The organism is Streptomyces sp. PA03-1a (assembly GCF_033792805.1).
Lineage (GTDB): Bacteria > Actinomycetota > Actinomycetes > Streptomycetales > Streptomycetaceae > Actinacidiphila.
Genome location: NZ_JARAVO010000103.1, coordinates 1 through 15,879, shown reverse-complemented (window position 1 = coordinate 15,879; position 15,879 = coordinate 1). Strand labels below are relative to the sequence as shown.

The window sequence follows — 15,879 nt, the reverse complement described above, 5'->3', positions numbered from 1 at the left end:
CTACGATGACCCGTATGGGTGACGTATTGGCCGGATCCAACGCCGTATGGGAGTTCGATGCCGATGCGGTGCTCATCCGTTACGAGCGGGGGATGCGCAACTCGAAGCTGCTGCAGACCCTGGGGCGGCGGCGTGTCCCCTACGAGGCCCTCGCGGGCGTCGAACTGGTCCCGGGGCGGCGCGGTGCCATCGCGCTGCGCATGCTCCCGCGGCGGGGCGCCGATCCGCTGATGGAGGCCGCGAAGGGCCAGCTCAAGGAGACCGCCGACCCCTACCGCCTGGTGCTGCCCGCCGAGCGGGAACTGCTCGCCGAGTACTACGCCGGAGAACTGCTGTCCGCGATCGCGACGGCCGGCGGCGGCGCGGACGCGGAACCGGCCCCGCGCCACCTGGTGGACGTGCCGTCCGCGCCCCTGTCCTTCAAGGCGTATGACGGCAAGGCCTCCTTCGACGGCGGGACGGTGTCCTTCCGCTGGTTCTGGACGGGCGCCTCGACGGCCAAGTGGAAGGCCGGCGACCAGCACTTCCCGGTCGACGGGCTGTCCGGGGTCGACTGGCGCTCCCCCGAGATGCTCGGCGGCCACCTGCGGCTGCTGCCGCGCGACGCCGACGGCCACCGCTCCGGCAACCCCGACGACGACCCCGCGACCGTCGTGTTCGGCCTCGGGTACGGCCTCGTCCACGAGTCGCTGCCGCTGGCGGCGGCGGTCCTCGCGGCGGTCCAGCGGGCCGCGCGGACGCGACCCGCCCTGGACCGGGACGGCTACTCGCGCGCCGCCGACGTGGACGACATGTCCGGGTAGCGGTCCCCCGCGACCTGCCCGGCGATCGGTTCCAGCCATCCCAGCTCGGTCCCGTCCAGCACGATCCGGGTGGCGGCGGTGTTCTCCCGCAGGCGCTCGGCCTTGCGGGTGCCCGGGATCGGCACCACGGTCAGCCCGTGGACCTGCGCCCGCTGCTGCACCCACGCGAGGGCGATCTGGGCGGGCGTGGCGCCGTGCGCCCTCGCGACCTTGCGGAGCGGCTCCATCAGGTCGAGGTTGCGCTTGGCGTTCTCCCCGCTGAAGCGGGGCTGGTGCCGGCGGAAGTCGTCCGCCGACAGTTCGGAGGCGTCCTGGAAGGATCCGGTCAGGAAGCCCCGGCCCAGCGGGGAGTACGGCACGAGCGCCACCCCCAGCTCGGCGGCGGCACCGGTCAGCGAGACCTCCACGTCCCGGCTGAACAGCGACCACTCCGACTGCACGGCCGTGATCGGGTGCACGGCGTGCGCCTCGCGCAGCTCGGCCCCGGTCACCTCGGACAGGCCCAGGTGCCTGACCTTGCCCGCCCGCACCAGCTCGGCCATCGCCCCGACGGACTCGGCGAGCGGCACGGCGGGGTCGCGGCGGTGCATGTAGTACAGGTCGATGACGTCCACGCCGAGGCGGCGCAGGCTGCCGTCGACGGCCTCCCGGATGTAGTCGGGGTCGTTGCGCACCCCGCGGAACCGCAGGTCGTCGGCCTTCCGCGCTATGCCGAACTTGGTGGCGAGGGTGATCTCGTCCCGGTGCGCGCGGACGAAGGGGGCGAGGTACTCCTCGTTGGCGCCCAGGCCGTACACGTCGGCGGTGTCGAAGAGCGTGACCCCGAGGTCCAGCGCCGCGTCGAGGGTGGCACGGGCGGCGGCCTCGTCGGTGGGGCCGTAGAACTCGCTCATGCCCATGCAGCCCAGGCCCTGCACGCCGACCAGGGGGCCGTCGGTGCCAAGCGTGACCTTGGCGATCGGTTCGTTGTTGTCGCTCATGCCGTTCATGCCCTCTCCGACGCCCGGCGGGCGTCAGCGTAGGTGTCGATCTTGTGGTCGAGGACCGCGAGGGTGTCCTGCAGCTCGGCGATCCGCCGCAGCACGTCGCGCCGGGTCGACTCCAGCAGCTCCTGGCGCTGGGGGAAGGTGTGCTCCCCCAGCCGCACCAGCTCGGCGTAGCGGACCATGTCCGCGACCGGCATCCCGGTCAGCCGCAGCTTGCCGACGAAGCCCAGCCAGTCGAGGTCGCGGTTGGTGAAGCGGCGCTGCCCGGTGTGGGAGCGGTCGACGTGCGGCATCAGCCCGATCCGCTCGTACCAGCGCAGGGTGTGCGCGCTCAGCCCGGTGAAGGCCGCCACCTCGCTGATCGTGTAGCGGTCCCGGCCGTCCGGGAGGGGGTGCCGCGCCTCGTCGGCGCAGCTGCGTACGCTGCCGGGCTTGCTCTTGGCCACCTGCGTCACGGTCATGGGCTCCACGCTAAAACCCTGGAGTGCACTCCAGGCAAGGCCATTCGTTAGGCTCACGCCCATGCGGAGCCTGAACAGCCTGAGCGCGATCGAGAACTGGCCTGTCCCGACGGCCGCGGCGGCGGTCGTCCGCCGCGACGGCACGGTCCTGGGAGCGTACGGCGAGACCGGGCGGCGCTTCCGGCTGGCCTCGGTGACCAAGCCGCTGTCGGCCTACGCGGCGCTGGTCGCGGTCGAGGAGGGCGCGGTCGAGCTGGACGAACCGGCCGGCCCCGAGGGCTCGACCGTACGGCACCTGCTCGCCCACACCTCCGGCCTCGCCTTCGACGAGCACCGGGTGATGGCGGCCCCCGGCACGCGGCGGATCTACTCCAACGCGGGCTTCGACGCGCTGGCGGACCACATCGCCAAGGCCACCGAGATCCCCTTCGCCGAGTACCTGCGGCAGGCGGTGCTGGAGCCGCTCGGCATGCACGCCACCGACTGCCCGGGCTCGGCCGGCGCGGGCGCCGTCTCCACCGTCGACGACCTGGTCCGCTTCGCCGCCGAGCTGCAGGCACCGCGGCTGCTGGCCCCGGGGACCGTCGCCGCGGCGACCTCCGTCGCCTTCCCCGGCCTCAAGGGCGTGCTGCCCGGCTACGGCGGCCAGAACCCCAACGACTGGGGCCTGGGCTTCGAGATCCGGGACCACAAGTCCCCGCACTGGACGGGCGCCTCGTCCTCCCCGCGCACCTTCGGCCACTTCGGCCAGTCCGGCACCTTCCTGTGGGTCGACCCCGACGCCGGCGCCGCCTGCGTGGTCCTGACGGACCGTGACTTCGGCGAGTGGGCCCTGCCGTTGTGGCCGGCGCTCACGGAGGCGGTGCTGGCAGAGCTGTGACCAGCGTCAGCGGGATCGGTCCGCAGGACCGTCCGCTGACGCTGCGCAGGAGCGAGCCGGCCAGGTGCCGGGGGTCGGTGGAGGCGGCGACCCGGCCGCGGGCGTTGACCAGGGCGGCCGGGGCGGACAGGCGGCGCAGCAGGGGCAGCACGGCGGCCTCGAAGTGGCGCAGGTAGACGTCCGCGGCGGCGACGCCGAGGAAGCGGCCGCCGTGCTGGACCGGCACCGACAGGGTGAGGCTGTACTCGTCGGAGCACAGGTAGTCCACGTACGGTCCGGCCACGGCGCGTTCGCCGGTGGCGCGGGGCAGGGCGAACCAGTCCCAGTGGGTGTAGTCGGAGTAGGCCGAGGTGCCCGGGTCGAGGTCGGGCAGGAGCGGCCGCAGCCCGTCCTCCCCGTGGTTCTGCCACCACTCCAGCCAGGCCGGTACGTCGCCGAGCAGCCCGGGTTCCGCGATGAAGCCGATGCCGGAGATCAGGTCGTGCCGGCGCCGCAGCCGCTCGTGCAGCAGCGGGCGCAGGGCTGCGAGGTCGGCGGTGGTCGGGGCCCGGCCGGCGGCACGGACCGCGGCGATGGCGGTGGTGCGCTCGGCGACCTGGGCGACGGCGGCGAAGACGTCCTCCAGGGTGCCGCGGACCCGGTCCACGACGTCGGCGACGACGCTGTCGACCAAGGCGGTTGAGCTGACGGCCACGGCGGCTGCCTCCGGTGCGGGAGGACGGGTGGTGCGGACGCCCGGGTCAGCCGGTGACGGTCAGACGCAGTCCGATCAGACGCCCCATCGCGTCCTGCACCCGCCGTTCGGCCAGGGACCGGGCCAGCTCCGCGTCGCCGTCGCGCACGGCGCGGAGCAGCGCGCGGTGCAGCTCGACGACCGCCGCGCGGGCGTCGTCCTCCCCGAGTGCGAGACAGATTAGCGCTCCGATCTCCGCCTGGATACGGATCTCCTCCTTGGTGAGACGGGCCGACTGGGCGGCCGCGGCGAGCTCCACGTGGAGCCTGCCGTAGACGCGGCCGCGGGCGGCGAGGTCGTCGGCGGCCTCGAACTCCTCCAGGGAGCGTTCCAGCGGGGCGAGGTCCGCGGGCTCGGTGCGCCGGGCGGCCAGCCGGGCGGCGGTGCCGGCGACGGCGGCCCAGTGGTCGGCGAGGTCGCGCAGTTCCTCGGTGCTCCAGTCGGCCAGCCGGTGGCCGAGCCGGGCGGTGCGCGGCTGGTCGGGGGCGGTGACGAAGCTGCCGCCGCCGCGGCCGCGGCGGGTGGTGACCAGTCCCTGCTGGCGCAGGGCCATGAGGGCCTCGCGCAAGGTCACGGTGGAGACACCGAGGCGGGTGGCGAGCTCGCTCTCACCGGGGAGCTGCTCGCCGTCGGCGAGCAGGCCCAGTTCGATGGCGTCCGCGAGGCGCCGTACGACCGCGTCGACCCGGGCGAGGTTGCCGACCGGCGCGAAGACGGCGTGCAGTGCGCCATTCGAAAGTTTGCTCACCCGCACACCTTCTCACTTGGGGAAAGTTTTACCCCGGCCAGGCCTTGTCCTCTGAAATATAACTTCATAGGTTTCCGGTCAATGCTCCAGCCGAAGAGAAAGGTTCCCCGCCGATGGAGGGAACGGCCAAGGAAACGGGCACCGGGACGCCCGCGATACGCCTGCGGGACCTGCGCAAGTCCTTCGGCCAGGTGCACGCGGTCGCCGGGGTGGACCTGGAGATCGCCGACGGCGAGTTCTTCTCGATGCTGGGCCCCTCCGGCTCCGGCAAGACCACCGTGCTGCGGATGGTCGCGGGTTTCGAGGCCCCCACCGCCGGCACCGTGGAGCTGGCCGGCCGGGACGTCACCCGGCTCGCCCCCTTCGAGCGGGACGTCAACACCGTCTTCCAGGACTACGCGCTCTTCCCGCACATGACGGTGGAGCAGAACGTCGGCTACGGCCTGAAGGTGCGCAAGGTGCCCAAGGCGGAACGGACCGAGCGCGCCCGCGCGGCGCTCGCCTCGGTCCGGCTGGAGGGGTTCGGCGGGCGCCGTCCGGCACAGCTGTCCGGCGGCCAGCGGCAGCGGGTCGCACTGGCCCGCGCCCTGGTGGGGCGTCCCCGGGTGCTGCTGCTCGACGAGCCGCTGGGGGCGCTCGACCTCAAGCTGCGCGAACAGATGCAGGTCGAACTGAAGGCGATCCAGCGCGAGGTGGGCATCACCTTCGTCTTCGTCACCCACGACCAGGAGGAGGCGCTGACCCTCAGCGACCGGATCGCGGTCTTCAACGGGGGCCGGATCGAGCAGGTCGGCACCCCCGCCGAGGTGTACGAGCGACCGGCCACGCCCTTCGTCGCCGGCTTCGTCGGCACCTCCAACCTGCTGACCGACGACACCGGGACCTACAGCGTCCGCCCGGAGAAGATCCGCCTGCTGGGCCCCGGCGCTCCCGCCGGCCCCTCGGACGCCCCGGACGCCCCGGACGACGGGCTGCGCACCGTCTCCGGCACCGTCGCCGAGGTCATCTACCTCGGCGACACCACGCGCTTCCTGGTCGACCTCGACGAGGGCGGCCGGCTGACCGCCCTGCAGCAGAACCAGGAGACCTCCTCGGCCGACGTCGCCGCCTACCGGGGAACCCGTGTCCGCCTCCAGTGGCACCGCCGACACAACGTCACCGTCCAGTCCCCCCACCCGGAAACGGAGTCCACGTGCGTCTGACCCGTGCCCTCGCAGCCTGTACCGTCCTGGCCCTGGCCACCGCCTGCGGCGGGTCGTCCTCCCCCGGCAAGGGCGCCGGCGCCTCCGGCGGCGCCTTCACCCCGCCCAAGCTCAGCGCGCCCAAGGCCCTGGGCAAGACCGAGGGCGCGGTCAACCTGATCGCCTGGGCCGGCTACGCCGAGGACGGCTCCAACGACAAGTCCGTCGACTGGGTCACCCCGTTCGAGAAGGAGACCGGCTGCCAGGTCAACACCAAGGTGGCGGGCACCTCCGACGAGATGGTCAGCCTGATGAAGACCGGCCAGTACGACGCGGTCTCGGCCTCCGGCGACGCCTCGCTGCGCCTCATCGCCTCGGGCGACGCGGCGCCGGTCAACACCGACCTGGTCCCCAACTACAAGGACGTCTTCGCCAGCCTGAAGATGCAGAAGTGGAACTCGGTGGACGAGGTCGCCTACGGCATCCCGCACGGCCGCGGCGCCAACCTGCTGATGTACCGCACCGACAAGGTCTCCCCGGCCCCCACCTCCTGGTCGGCGGTCTTCGACGAGGCCTCCCCCTACAAGGGCCACGTCACCGCGTACGACTCCGCCATCTACATCGCGGACGCCGCGCTCTACCTGATGAAGACCAAGCCGGAGCTGGGCATCAAGGACCCGTACGCGCTGGACCAGAAGCAGTTCGACGCCTCCGTCACCCTGCTGAAGGAGCAGAACGCGGACGTCGGCGAGTACTGGAGCGACTACCTGAAGGAGATCTCCGCCTTCAAGAGCGGCGACTCCGTCATCGGCACCAGCTGGCAGGTCATCGCCAACCTCGCCAAGGCCGAGAAGGCGCCGGTCGAGGCGGTCCTGCCGAGCGAGGGCGCCACCGGCTGGTCCGACACCTGGATGGTCTCGGCCAAGGCCCAGCACCCCAACTGCGCCTACAAGTGGCTGGACTGGATCGTCTCGCCGAAGGTGAACGCCCAGGTCGCCGAGTGGTTCGGCGAGGCCCCGGCGAACGAGAAGTCCTGCGCCCTGACCACGGACAAGAACCACTGCACGGTCTTCCACGCGGCCGACGAGCCGTACTGGAAGCAGGTCCACTTCTGGAACACGCCCATCCCGCAGTGCCTGGACGGCCGCACCGACGTCCGTTGCGTGCCCTACGCCAAGTGGGTCCAGGCCTGGACCGAGATCAAGGGCTGAGCCACCCGTGACGACCCCGTCCACCCCGTCCACCACGACGAGCGGCTCCCTCGGGCGGCGGCTGGCAGGTTCCCTGCACCGCCGCCCGCGGCTGCGGCTGTCGCTGCTGCTGTCCGCCCCTCTGCTGTGGCTGGTCCTCGCCTACCTGGGCTCGCTGGCCGCGCTGTTCCTCTCCGCATTCTGGACGACCGACGCCTTCACCTCCGACGTGGTCAAGGTCTGGAACACGGACAACTTCCGCACCGTCCTCACCACGGGCGTCTACCGGGACGTCGCCCTGCGCAGCCTCGGCGTCGCCGTCGCGGTGACGGTCATCGACATCGTCATCGCCTTCCCGATCGCCTTCTACACCGCCAGGGTCGCCGCCCCGCGGTACCGGCACCTGCTGGTCGTCGCCGTGCTCACCCCGCTGTGGGCCAGCTACCTGGTCAAGGCGTACGCCTGGCGGATCATGCTCTCCGAGAACGGGCCGCTGGACTGGGCGCTGAGGCCGCTCGGCCTGGACGGGCCCGGCTACGGCCTGCCCGCGACGATCATGGTGCTGGCCTACCTGTGGCTGCCGTACATGATCCTGCCGGTCCACGCCGGGCTGGAGCAGCTGCCGGCCAGCCTGCTGGACGCCTCCGCCGACCTCGGGGCCCGCACCTGGCGCACCTTCCGGTCCGTGGTGCTGCCGATGGTGCTGCCGTCGGTCGCGGCCGGCTCGGTCTTCACCTTCTCGCTCAGCCTCGGCGACTACATCGCCGTGCAGATCGTCGGCGGCAAGACCCAGCTGATCGGCAACGTCGTCTACTCCAACATCACCCTCGACCTGCCGCTCGCCGCCGCACTGGGCACCGTGCCGGTCGCGGTCATCGTCGTCTACCTGCTGGCCATGCGGCGCACCGGCGCGCTCCAGAGTCTGTGAGGCCGTGACCATGCACCTCTCCCGTCCCGCCCGCATCGTCCTGCGCGTCGCGGCCGTGCTGGGCTTCGCCGTCATCTACGTGCCGCTGCTGCTCGTCCTGCTCAACTCCTTCAACGCCGCCCGCGGCTTCGGCTGGCCCCCCTCGGGCCTGACCCTGCACTGGTGGGCCGACGCGTGGCACAGCTCCGGCGCCCGCTCCGCGCTGTGGACCTCGGTGAAGGCGGGCCTGGGCGCGACGGCGGTCTCCCTGCTGCTGGGCACCCTGCTCGCCTTCGCGGTCTCCCGGTACCGCTTCTTCGGGCGGGAGGCGCTCTCCTTCGTCGTCGTGCTGCCGATCGCGCTGCCCGGCATCGTCACGGGCATCGCCCTGAACACCGCGTTCCGCACGGTGCTGGAGCCACTCGGCGTCGGGCTGGGCCTGTTCACGGTCGTCGTCGGCCACGCCACCTTCTGCGTCGTGGTGGTCTTCAACAACGTCGTGGCCCGGCTGCGGCGCACCTCCGGCTCGTACGAGGAGGCGGCGATGGACCTGGGGGCCGACGGCTTCCAGGTCTTCCGCGACATCACCTTCCCGCTGGTGCGCACGGCGCTGCTGGCGGGCGGGCTGCTCGCCTTCGCCCTCTCCTTCGACGAGATCGTCGTCACCACCTTCACCGCGGGCCCCGGCGTCCAGACCCTCCCCGTGTGGATCTTCGGCAACATGGCCAGGCCGCAGCAGGCACCCGTCGTCAACGTGGTGGCCGCCGTCCTGGTCGCCGCGTCGGTGATCCCGGTCTACCTCGCCCAGCGGCTGTCCGCGGACTCCGCCGCGGGAGGCCGTATCTGAGCCACGGGTGCACGGAGCCGAGGGGTCCGTGCCATGCATCCGCCCGGATAAGGCAGGCTTGTACCGTGCCAGAACCCGCGCTGAACGCATTCGACCCCGCCCGTGACCACCCCCACTCCGCCACGCTGAGGAGGCTGGAGAAGTCCTCGGGGCGCCTGGCGGCGGCCGCGATCGCGCGGATGGACGGGCAGCTGCCCTGGTACCGGGCCATGCCCCCGGAGAACCGCTCGTGGATCGGGCTGGTGGCGCAGGCGGGCATCGCGGCCTTCACGGAGTGGTTCCGCCACCCGGAGACCCCGCAGGCGATCAGCACCGACGTCTTCGGCACCGCCCCGCGGGAGCTGACCCGGGCGATCTCGCTGCGCCAGACGGTCGAGATGGTGCGCACCACCATCGAGGTCATGGAGGCGGCGATCGACGAGGTCGCCGCCCCCGGCGACGAGTCGGTGCTGCGCGAGGCGCTGCTGGTGTACGCACGGGAGATCGCCTTCGCGACGGCCCAGGTCTACGCCCAGGCCGCCGAGGCGCGCGGCGCCTGGGACGCGCGGCTGGAGTCCCTGGTGGTCAACGCGGTGCTGTCCGGCGAGGCGGACGAGGGCGTGCTGTCGCGGGCGGCGGCGCTCGGCTGGAGCTCCCCCGACAAGATCGCGGTGGTGCTGGGCACGGCACCCAACGGCGACAGCGAACTCACCGTCGAGGCGATCCGGCGGGCGGCGCGGCACGCCAAGCTGCAGGTGCTCACCGGAGTGCTCGGCGACCGGCTGATCGTGGTCGCGGGCGGCGACGGGGATCCGCTGCGGGTGGCCAGGGCGCTGATCGGGCCGTTCGCCGCGGGGCCGGTCGTGGCCGGGCCCGTGGTGGGCGACCTGCTGGCGGCGTCGAAGTCCGCGCAGGCCGCGGCGGCAGGCCTGCGGGCGTGTGCGGCCTGGCCCGACGCGCCGCGTCCGGTGCTCTCCGACGACCTGCTCCCGGAGCGGGCGATGGCGGGCGACCGACACGCCCGCGATCAGTTGGTGGAGGAGATCTACAGGCCGTTGGAGGAAGCTGGTTCGGCACTGCTTGAGACTCTGTCCGTCTACCTCGAACAGGCCTCGTCGCTGGAAGGGGCCGCCCGGATGTTGTTCGTTCACCCCAACACCGTTCGCTACCGGCTTCGACGTGTGACGGACGTCACCGGCTGGTCGCCGTCGGACGTGCGCTCCGCATTCACCCTACGTATCGCGCTCATCCTGGGCCGGCTCTCCGACTCGGGGCAGACACCGTAGATGCGATCAGGGCCTTTGTGGGACACCAACAAATCGCCCGTCGGTTCTTGGTCCCTGTCCCCACGGGCGGGGATCACCTCGCTCAAGAGAGAGTTGAAAGCGTGCTCGTACTCGTCGCTCCCGGCCAGGGTGCCCAGGCTCCCGGCTTCCTGAACCCCTGGCTCGAACTCCCCGGTGTCGCCGACCGTCTCGCCGGTCTGTCCTCGACCGCCGGACTCGACCTCGCCCACTACGGCACCAAGGCCGAGGCCGAGGAGATCCGTGACACCGCCGTCGCCCAGCCCCTGCTGGTCGCGGCCGGCCTGGTCGCGGCGGAGCAGTTGTTCGGCGACCCGGCCGCCGCGCGTTCCGCGCTCGGCGCCGTGGCCGGTCACAGCGTCGGAGAGATCACGGCGGCGGCCGTCGGCGGCGTGCTGGGCGCGGAAGCGGCGATGACCTTCGTCCGCACCCGCAGCACCGCCATGGCCCAGGCCGCGGCCATCACCGAGACCGGCATGTCGGCCGTGCTCGGCGGCGACCCGGACCTGGTCGTCGCCCACCTGGAGAACCTCGGCCTCACCCCGGCGAACATCAACGGCGCCGGTCAGATCGTGGCGGCCGGCACGGCGAAGCAGCTCGCGGAGCTGACCGCGGACAAGCCGGAGAAGGCGCGGGTCATCCCGCTGAAGGTGGCGGGCGCGTTCCACACCCACCACATGGCCCCGGCCGTGGCCGTGCTGGAGGAGCTGGCACAGACGCTGCAGGTCTGCGACCCCGCGCTGCCGTACGTGTCGAACACCGACGGCGCGGTCGTCGCCTCCGGCGCCGAGATCGTCTCCCGCCTGGTGACGCAGGTGTCCAACCCGGTGCGCTGGGACCTGTGCATGGAGACCTTCAAGGACATGGGCGTCACCGCGATCATCGAGCTGGTTCCGGGTGGCACCCTGGTGGGCCTGGCCAAGCGCGCGCTGCCCGGCGTCGCGACCCTGGCCCTGAAGACCCCGGACGACCTCGACGCCGCCCGCGCGATCGTGGCCGAGCACGGCCCCCAGGAATAAGGAGTCCCCGCAGACATGGCGAAGATCAGGCCCAGCAAGGGCTCCCCGTACGCGCGCATCATGGGCGTCGGCGGCTACCGGCCGACCCGGGTGGTGCCCAACGAGGTGATCCTGGAGACCATCGACTCCAGCGACGAGTGGATCCGCTCGCGCTCCGGCATCGCCTCCCGGCACTGGGCCGGCCCGGACGAGACGGTCGCCGAGATGTCGGTCATCGCGGCGGGCAAGGCCATCGCCGACGCGGGGATCTCGGCCGAGGACATCGGGGGCGTCATCGTCGCCACCGTCTCCCACTTCAAGCAGACCCCGGCCGTCGCGACCGAGATCGCGCACCGCATCGGCGCCGGCAAGCCGGCCGCCTTCGACATCTCGGCGGGCTGCGCGGGCTTCACGTACGCCGTGACCCTCGCCAAGGGCATGGTCACCGAGGGCAGCGCCAAGCACGTCCTGGTGATCGGCGTCGAGCGGCTGAGCGACCTCACCGACAAGACGGACCGCGCCACCGCCTTCCTCTTCGGCGACGGCGCCGGCGCGGTCATCATCGGCCCGGCCGACGAGCCGGAGATCGGCCCGACCGTCTGGGGCTCGGAGGGCGACAAGTCCGGGACCATCACCCAGACCGTGGCGTGGGACCGCTTCCGTGTGGGCGACGTCGCGCAGCTGCCGGTGGACGAGAACGGGGAGCTGAAGTTCCCCGCGATCACCCAGGAGGGCCAGACGGTCTTCCGCTGGGCGGTGTTCGAGATGGCCAAGGTGGCCCAGGAGGCGCTGGACGCCGCCGGGATCACCGCGGACGACCTGGACGTCTTCATCCCGCACCAGGCCAACATGCGCATCATCGACTCGATGATCAAGGCGCTCAAGCTGCCGGAGCACGTCGCGGTCGCCCGCGACATCGAGACCACCGGCAACACCTCCGCCGCGTCGATCCCGCTCGCGATGGAGCGCCTGCTCGCCACCGGACAGGCCAAGAGCGGCGACACGGCCCTGATCATCGGTTTCGGGGCGGGGCTCGTCTACGCCGCCACTGTCGTTACCCTCCCCTAGGCAACACTCACGCGGCGCGCACTCCCGCCCGCCGCAGCCCGTAGTAACCAGCACGAAGAAGGAGAGCGCCGCCATGGCCACCCAGGAAGAGATCGTCGAGGGTCTCGCGGAGATCGTGAACGAGATCGCCGGCATCCCGACCGAGGACGTCCAGCTGGACAAGTCCTTCACCGACGACCTGGACGTCGACTCGCTGTCCATGGTCGAGGTCGTCGTCGCCGCCGAGGAGCGCTTCGAGGTCAAGATCCCGGACGACGACGTCAAGCAGCTGAAGACCGTCGGCGACGCCGTCGACTACATCCTCAAGGCCCAGGGCTGAGCCTGAGCCACCCCTGGACGACGTGTCTGTCGCCCGCCCTTCTAGACGTGGAGAGACAATCCCTGTGAGCCCGACCAATCACACCGTGGTCGTCACCGGTATCGGCGCAACCACTCCGCTGGGCGGGGACAGCGCGTCGACCTGGGAGGGACTGATCGCCGGACGTTCCGGCGTCACCCCCCTGAAGCAGGACTGGGCCGCCGAGCTGTCGGTGCGCATCGCCGCGCAGATCGCCGTGGAACCGCTGGAGATCCTGCCCCGCCCGGTCGCCCGCAAGCTGGACCGCTCGGCGCAGTTCGCGCTGATCGCCACCCGCGAGGCGTGGGCCGACGCGGGCTTCACCGCCAAGGCCGGTGAGGACAGCTCGGTCGACCCCGACCGCCTCGGCGCGGTCATCGCCTCCGGCATCGGCGGCGTCACCACGCTGCTCGACCAGTACGACAACCTCAAGGCCTCCGGCCCGCGCAAGGTGTCCCCGCACACCGTGCCGATGCTGATGCCCAACAGCCCCTCGGCCAACGTCGGCCTGGAGGTCAACGCCCGCGCCGGTGTCCACACCCCGGTCAGCGCCTGCGCCTCCGGTGCCGAGGCCGTCGGCTACGCGTACGAGATGATCCGCTCCGGCCGTGCCGACGTGGTCATCGCCGGCGGCACGGAAGCGGCCATCCACCCGCTGCCGATCGCGGCCTTCGCCAACATGATGGCGATGTCGAAGAACAACGACGACCCGCAGGGCGCCTCCCGCCCGTACGACAAGGGCCGCGACGGCTTCGTCCTCGGCGAGGGCGCGGGGGTCGTCGTCCTGGAGTCGGCCGAGCACGCCGCCAGGCGCGGTGCCCGGGTCTACGCCGAGGTGCTGGGCCAGGGCCTGTCGGCCGACGCCCACCACATCGCGCAGCCGGAGCCCACCGGCCGCGGCATCGCCGCCGCGCTGGAGCAGCTGATCGCCGCGACCGGCCTGGACCTGGCGCAGGTCGCACACCTCAACGCGCACGCGACGTCCACCCCGCAGGGTGACGTCGCCGAGGTCAAGGCGCTCCGCAAGGTGCTCGGCGACCACCTCGACCACGTGGCCATCTCCGCCACCAAGTCGATGACCGGTCACCTCCTGGGCGGCGCGGGCGGCATCGAGACGGTCGCCACCGTCCTCGCCCTGCACCACCGGATCGCCCCGCCGACGATCAACATCGCGGAACTGGACGACGAGATCGACCCCGGTCTGGTCTCCACCGAGGCGCGGAAGCTGCCGGACGGCCCGATCGTGGCCATCAACAACTCCTTCGGCTTCGGCGGCCACAACGTCGTCCTGGCCCTCAAGGCCTGAGCCGTACCGCACCCCTGAGGGCCGGTCAGCCGCACACGCGGCCGACCGGCCCTCGGTCGTCCCCGGGTCAGGGGCAGCCGACGACCTGCCCGGCCCAGGACAGCCCGCCGCCGAAGCCGAGCAGCAGCACGGGCGCGCCAGGGGCGAGTTCGCCGCGCTCGACGAGCTTGGAGAAGGCGAGCGGCACGGAGGCGGCGGAGGTGTTGCCGGAGTCGACGACGTCCCGGGCCACCACCGCCTGCGGGGCCCCCAGCTGGCGTACGACGCCCTCGATGATCCGCAGGTTGGCCTGGTGCGTCACGATGCCCCCGAGGTCGGCGACGGCTACACCGGCGCGGGCGCAGGCCTCCTCGGCGATCGGGGCGAGGGTCGTGGTGGCCCAGCGGAAGACCGCCTGGCCGTCCTGGGCGAAGCGGGGCTGCCAGGCGCCGGCCAGCCGTACGGCGTCGGCGCGGGTGGGATCCGAGCCCCACACGACGGGGCCGATGCCGGGGAGCGTCCCCGGAGCGGCATCGGCGGCGCTGACGACGGCCGCGCCCGCCCCGTCGCCCAGCAGGACGCAGGTGCTGCGGTCGCTCCAGTCGGTGAGGTCGGACATCTTCTCGGCGCCGATGACCAGGGCGTGCCGGGCGGCGCCGGCCCGCACGGAGTGGTCGGCGGCGGCAAGCGCGGTGGTGAAGCCCGCGCAGGCGTTGTTGAGGTCGTAGGAGGCGGGAGCCGTCATGCCGAGCCGGGCCGCGACCTGGGCGGCGGTGCTGGGGCAGCGGTCGACGGCGCTGGAGGTGGCCACGACGACCAGGTCGACGTCGGCGGCGTCCAGGCCCGCCGCGGCGAGCGCCTTGCCCGCCGCGGCGCTCGCCATGTCGGCGACCGTCTCGTCCTCGGCGGCGATGTGCCGGGTCGCGATGCCCGTGCGCTGCCGGATCCAGGCGTCACTGGTGTCGACCATGGCGGCCAAGTCGTCGTTGGTGAGGACACGTTGCGGCTGGTGGTGACCGAGGGCGGCGATGCGGGATGCAGTCATGGCCGAAACTATAGCGACCGACCGGTCGGACTCTAAAGGGGAGGGGTGGCTACGATGGCCCCATGAGCCCACGCAAGTCCGCCGCCGAGGCACGCCACACCCGCGAGCGGATCATCGAGCGCAGCGTCGCGGTCGCCTCCGTGGAGGGCCTGGAGGGCCTCACGATCGGCCGGCTCGCGACCGACCTCGGGATCAGCAAGTCCGGGCTGCTGGGGCACTTCGGTACCAAGGAGGCCCTGCAGATCGCCGCCCTGCGGCGGGCCTCGGAGATCTTCACCCGCGCCGTCTGGGTGCCCGCCGCCGGGGCCGCTCCCGGGATCGCCCGGCTGACCGCGATCTGCGAGGCGTGGGTGACCTACCTGGACCGCGAACGCGAGGCCTTCCCCGGCGGCTGCCTGTTCACCGCCTCCGCCGTGGAGTTCGACGGCCGCGAGGGGCCGGTACGGGACGCGGTCGCCCGGCTCTACACCGTCTGGCGCCGCCGGCTGACCCGTGACATCCGGGCCGCCGTGGAACTCGGCGAACTGCCGCCCGGCACCGACCCCGAGCAACTGGTCTTCGAGCTGAACGGGATCTACTTCTCCCTCAACCACGCCGTCCAGCTCTTCGGCGACCGGACCGCCCCCGACCGCGCCCGGCGTGCGCTGCGGCGCGTGCTGAGCTGACGAATCAGCCCTTCGGGGGGATTGGCCGGGTCCCCCGGATGGGCCCGCGCGGCACCGCGCAGGATCTCGTCCATGAGCATCTGGCTGAGGGGGGCCGGCCTCACGGCGGCCGCGGCACTGGCGGTGCTGGGGCCGGGGGCGGCCGGGGGGACGGCGTACGCGCATGATCCGCCGGGGCCACCGGGCCCGCCCGTGGTCCGGTTCCTGCCCGACGGCACCGTACGGGTGGAGACCGGCGGCGGCGCCGTCCGCGTGGAGACCCGCGGCGGGGAGACGAGGGCCCGGGTCACCCACGGCGGGGACACCGTGGACGCACGCACCGGCAGCGGCGGTTCGTCCGCGACCGTCCGGCGGCGGCACTGCCCCGCGTACGAGTCGACGGTGAACGCCCGCACGGACAGCGGCGGTTCACGGGGCTCGGTGTCCTGGCGACACCCCTGCGGGCCGGCACCGCGGCCCACC

At 72.5% G+C, this 15,879-nt stretch carries 18 protein-coding genes; 13 read left to right on the top strand and 5 right to left on the bottom strand.

Annotated elements, in window-relative coordinates; genetic code table 11:
• Positions 1–14 precede the first annotated feature (14 nt).
• Entirely contained in the window at positions 15–803 is a 789-nt protein-coding gene (locus PV341_RS23175; protein WP_500322088.1) for a DUF4429 domain-containing protein, read from the top strand.
• Here the strand turns inward: PV341_RS23175 and PV341_RS23170 are convergent.
• Positions 764–1,783 (bottom strand): aldo/keto reductase, encoded by a 1,020-nt coding sequence (locus PV341_RS23170; RefSeq protein WP_500358897.1) that lies wholly within the window; start codon positions 1,781–1,783, stop codon positions 764–766. The genes PV341_RS23175 and PV341_RS23170 overlap by 40 nt on opposite strands.
• Before the next feature lie 5 nt (positions 1,784–1,788).
• The gene (locus PV341_RS23165) at positions 1,789–2,250 is read right to left on the bottom strand and encodes a MerR family transcriptional regulator (protein WP_500322087.1); all 462 of its coding nucleotides are present in this window, start codon (positions 2,248–2,250) and stop codon (positions 1,789–1,791) included.
• Between the two features lie 61 nt (positions 2,251–2,311).
• Between PV341_RS23165 and PV341_RS23160 the strand changes: the two genes are divergently transcribed.
• Entirely contained in the window at positions 2,312–3,130 is an 819-nt protein-coding gene (locus tag PV341_RS23160; protein WP_500322085.1) for a serine hydrolase domain-containing protein, read from the top strand.
• Here PV341_RS23160 and PV341_RS23155 read toward each other — a convergent pair.
• Both PV341_RS23155 and PV341_RS23150 read right to left on the bottom strand, forming a co-directional pair.
• A complete protein-coding gene (locus PV341_RS23155) occupies positions 3,102–3,824 on the bottom strand; it encodes a cache domain-containing protein (protein WP_500358893.1) in 723 nt (240 codons plus the stop codon). The genes PV341_RS23160 and PV341_RS23155 overlap by 29 nt on opposite strands.
• A 46-nt stretch (positions 3,825–3,870) precedes the next feature.
• Positions 3,871–4,617, bottom strand: coding sequence for a FadR/GntR family transcriptional regulator (locus tag PV341_RS23150; protein WP_500322083.1), 747 nt, complete (start codon positions 4,615–4,617; stop codon positions 3,871–3,873).
• A 107-nt stretch (positions 4,618–4,724) separates the two neighbouring features.
• On the opposite strand from PV341_RS23150, the gene PV341_RS23145 reads away from it, so the two are divergent.
• The 9 genes from PV341_RS23145 to fabF all read left to right on the top strand — a co-directional run bounded on the left by PV341_RS23145 (position 4,725) and on the right by fabF (position 13,728).
• On the top strand, positions 4,725–5,813 hold the full coding sequence (locus tag PV341_RS23145; RefSeq protein WP_500322081.1) for an ABC transporter ATP-binding protein: 1,089 nt from the start codon (positions 4,725–4,727) through the stop codon (positions 5,811–5,813).
• Complete coding sequence (locus PV341_RS23140) at positions 5,804–7,003, top strand: ABC transporter substrate-binding protein (RefSeq protein ID WP_500322080.1); 1,200 nt, start codon at positions 5,804–5,806, stop codon at positions 7,001–7,003. The genes PV341_RS23145 and PV341_RS23140 overlap by 10 nt, the downstream gene beginning before the upstream one ends.
• Positions 7,004–7,010: 7 nt before the next feature.
• Positions 7,011–7,910 (top strand): ABC transporter permease, encoded by a 900-nt coding sequence (locus PV341_RS23135; RefSeq protein WP_500322079.1) that lies wholly within the window; start codon positions 7,011–7,013, stop codon positions 7,908–7,910.
• Positions 7,911–7,920: 10 nt separating this feature from the next.
• Positions 7,921–8,736, top strand: a complete 816-nt coding sequence (locus PV341_RS23130) for an ABC transporter permease (protein WP_500322391.1) — start codon at positions 7,921–7,923, stop codon at positions 8,734–8,736.
• A 65-nt stretch (positions 8,737–8,801) separates the two neighbouring features.
• Positions 8,802–10,001 carry a PucR family transcriptional regulator gene (locus PV341_RS23125; RefSeq protein ID WP_500322078.1) on the top strand — a complete coding sequence of 400 codons (1,200 nt, stop codon included), beginning with the start codon at positions 8,802–8,804 and terminating at the stop codon, positions 9,999–10,001.
• A gap of 101 nt (positions 10,002–10,102) precedes the next feature.
• Positions 10,103–11,038, top strand: a complete 936-nt coding sequence (locus PV341_RS23120; protein WP_500322077.1) for an ACP S-malonyltransferase — start codon at positions 10,103–10,105, stop codon at positions 11,036–11,038.
• A 15-nt stretch (positions 11,039–11,053) separates the two neighbouring features.
• Positions 11,054–12,085, top strand: coding sequence for a ketoacyl-ACP synthase III (locus PV341_RS23115; protein WP_499511704.1), 1,032 nt, complete (start codon positions 11,054–11,056; stop codon positions 12,083–12,085).
• Between the two features lie 73 nt (positions 12,086–12,158).
• Positions 12,159–12,404, top strand: a complete 246-nt coding sequence (locus tag PV341_RS23110) for an acyl carrier protein (RefSeq protein ID WP_326576364.1) — start codon at positions 12,159–12,161, stop codon at positions 12,402–12,404.
• A 64-nt stretch (positions 12,405–12,468) separates the two neighbouring features.
• Positions 12,469–13,728, top strand: coding sequence for a beta-ketoacyl-ACP synthase II (gene fabF / locus PV341_RS23105; RefSeq protein ID WP_499511705.1), 1,260 nt, complete (start codon positions 12,469–12,471; stop codon positions 13,726–13,728).
• Positions 13,729–13,795: 67 nt separating this feature from the next.
• Here fabF and PV341_RS23100 read toward each other — a convergent pair whose 3' ends face one another.
• Entirely contained in the window at positions 13,796–14,752 is a 957-nt protein-coding gene (locus PV341_RS23100) for a beta-ketoacyl-ACP synthase 3 (RefSeq protein ID WP_500322074.1), read from the bottom strand.
• A gap of 62 nt (positions 14,753–14,814) precedes the next feature.
• Between PV341_RS23100 and PV341_RS23095 the strand changes: the two genes are divergently transcribed.
• A complete protein-coding gene (locus tag PV341_RS23095) occupies positions 14,815–15,417 on the top strand; it encodes a TetR/AcrR family transcriptional regulator (protein ID WP_500322073.1) in 603 nt (200 codons plus the stop codon).
• Between the two features lie 72 nt (positions 15,418–15,489).
• Positions 15,490–15,879 (top strand): hypothetical protein (locus PV341_RS23090; RefSeq protein ID WP_500358891.1); only part of this gene is annotated, 390 nt, incomplete at its 3' end.

Bases quoted from the DNA above. Each gene is read 5' to 3' on its own strand.
- PV341_RS23175 (WP_500322088.1), top strand. From the start codon at position 15: ATGGGTGACGTATTGGCCGGATCCAACGCCGTATGGGAGTTCGATGCC.
- PV341_RS23170 (WP_500358897.1), bottom strand. From the start codon at position 1,783: ATGAGCGACAACAACGAACCGATCGCCAAGGTCACGCTTGGCACCGAC.
- PV341_RS23165 (WP_500322087.1), bottom strand. From the start codon at position 2,250: ATGACCGTGACGCAGGTGGCCAAGAGCAAGCCCGGCAGCGTACGCAGC.
- PV341_RS23160 (WP_500322085.1), top strand. From the start codon at position 2,312: ATGCGGAGCCTGAACAGCCTGAGCGCGATCGAGAACTGGCCTGTCCCG.
- PV341_RS23145 (WP_500322081.1), top strand. From the start codon at position 4,725: ATGGAGGGAACGGCCAAGGAAACGGGCACCGGGACGCCCGCGATACGC.
- PV341_RS23130 (WP_500322391.1), top strand. From the start codon at position 7,921: ATGCACCTCTCCCGTCCCGCCCGCATCGTCCTGCGCGTCGCGGCCGTG.
- PV341_RS23115 (WP_499511704.1), top strand. From the start codon at position 11,054: ATGGCGAAGATCAGGCCCAGCAAGGGCTCCCCGTACGCGCGCATCATG.
- PV341_RS23110 (WP_326576364.1), top strand. From the start codon at position 12,159: ATGGCCACCCAGGAAGAGATCGTCGAGGGTCTCGCGGAGATCGTGAAC.
- PV341_RS23100 (WP_500322074.1), bottom strand. From the start codon at position 14,752: ATGACTGCATCCCGCATCGCCGCCCTCGGTCACCACCAGCCGCAACGT.
- PV341_RS23095 (WP_500322073.1), top strand. From the start codon at position 14,815: ATGAGCCCACGCAAGTCCGCCGCCGAGGCACGCCACACCCGCGAGCGG.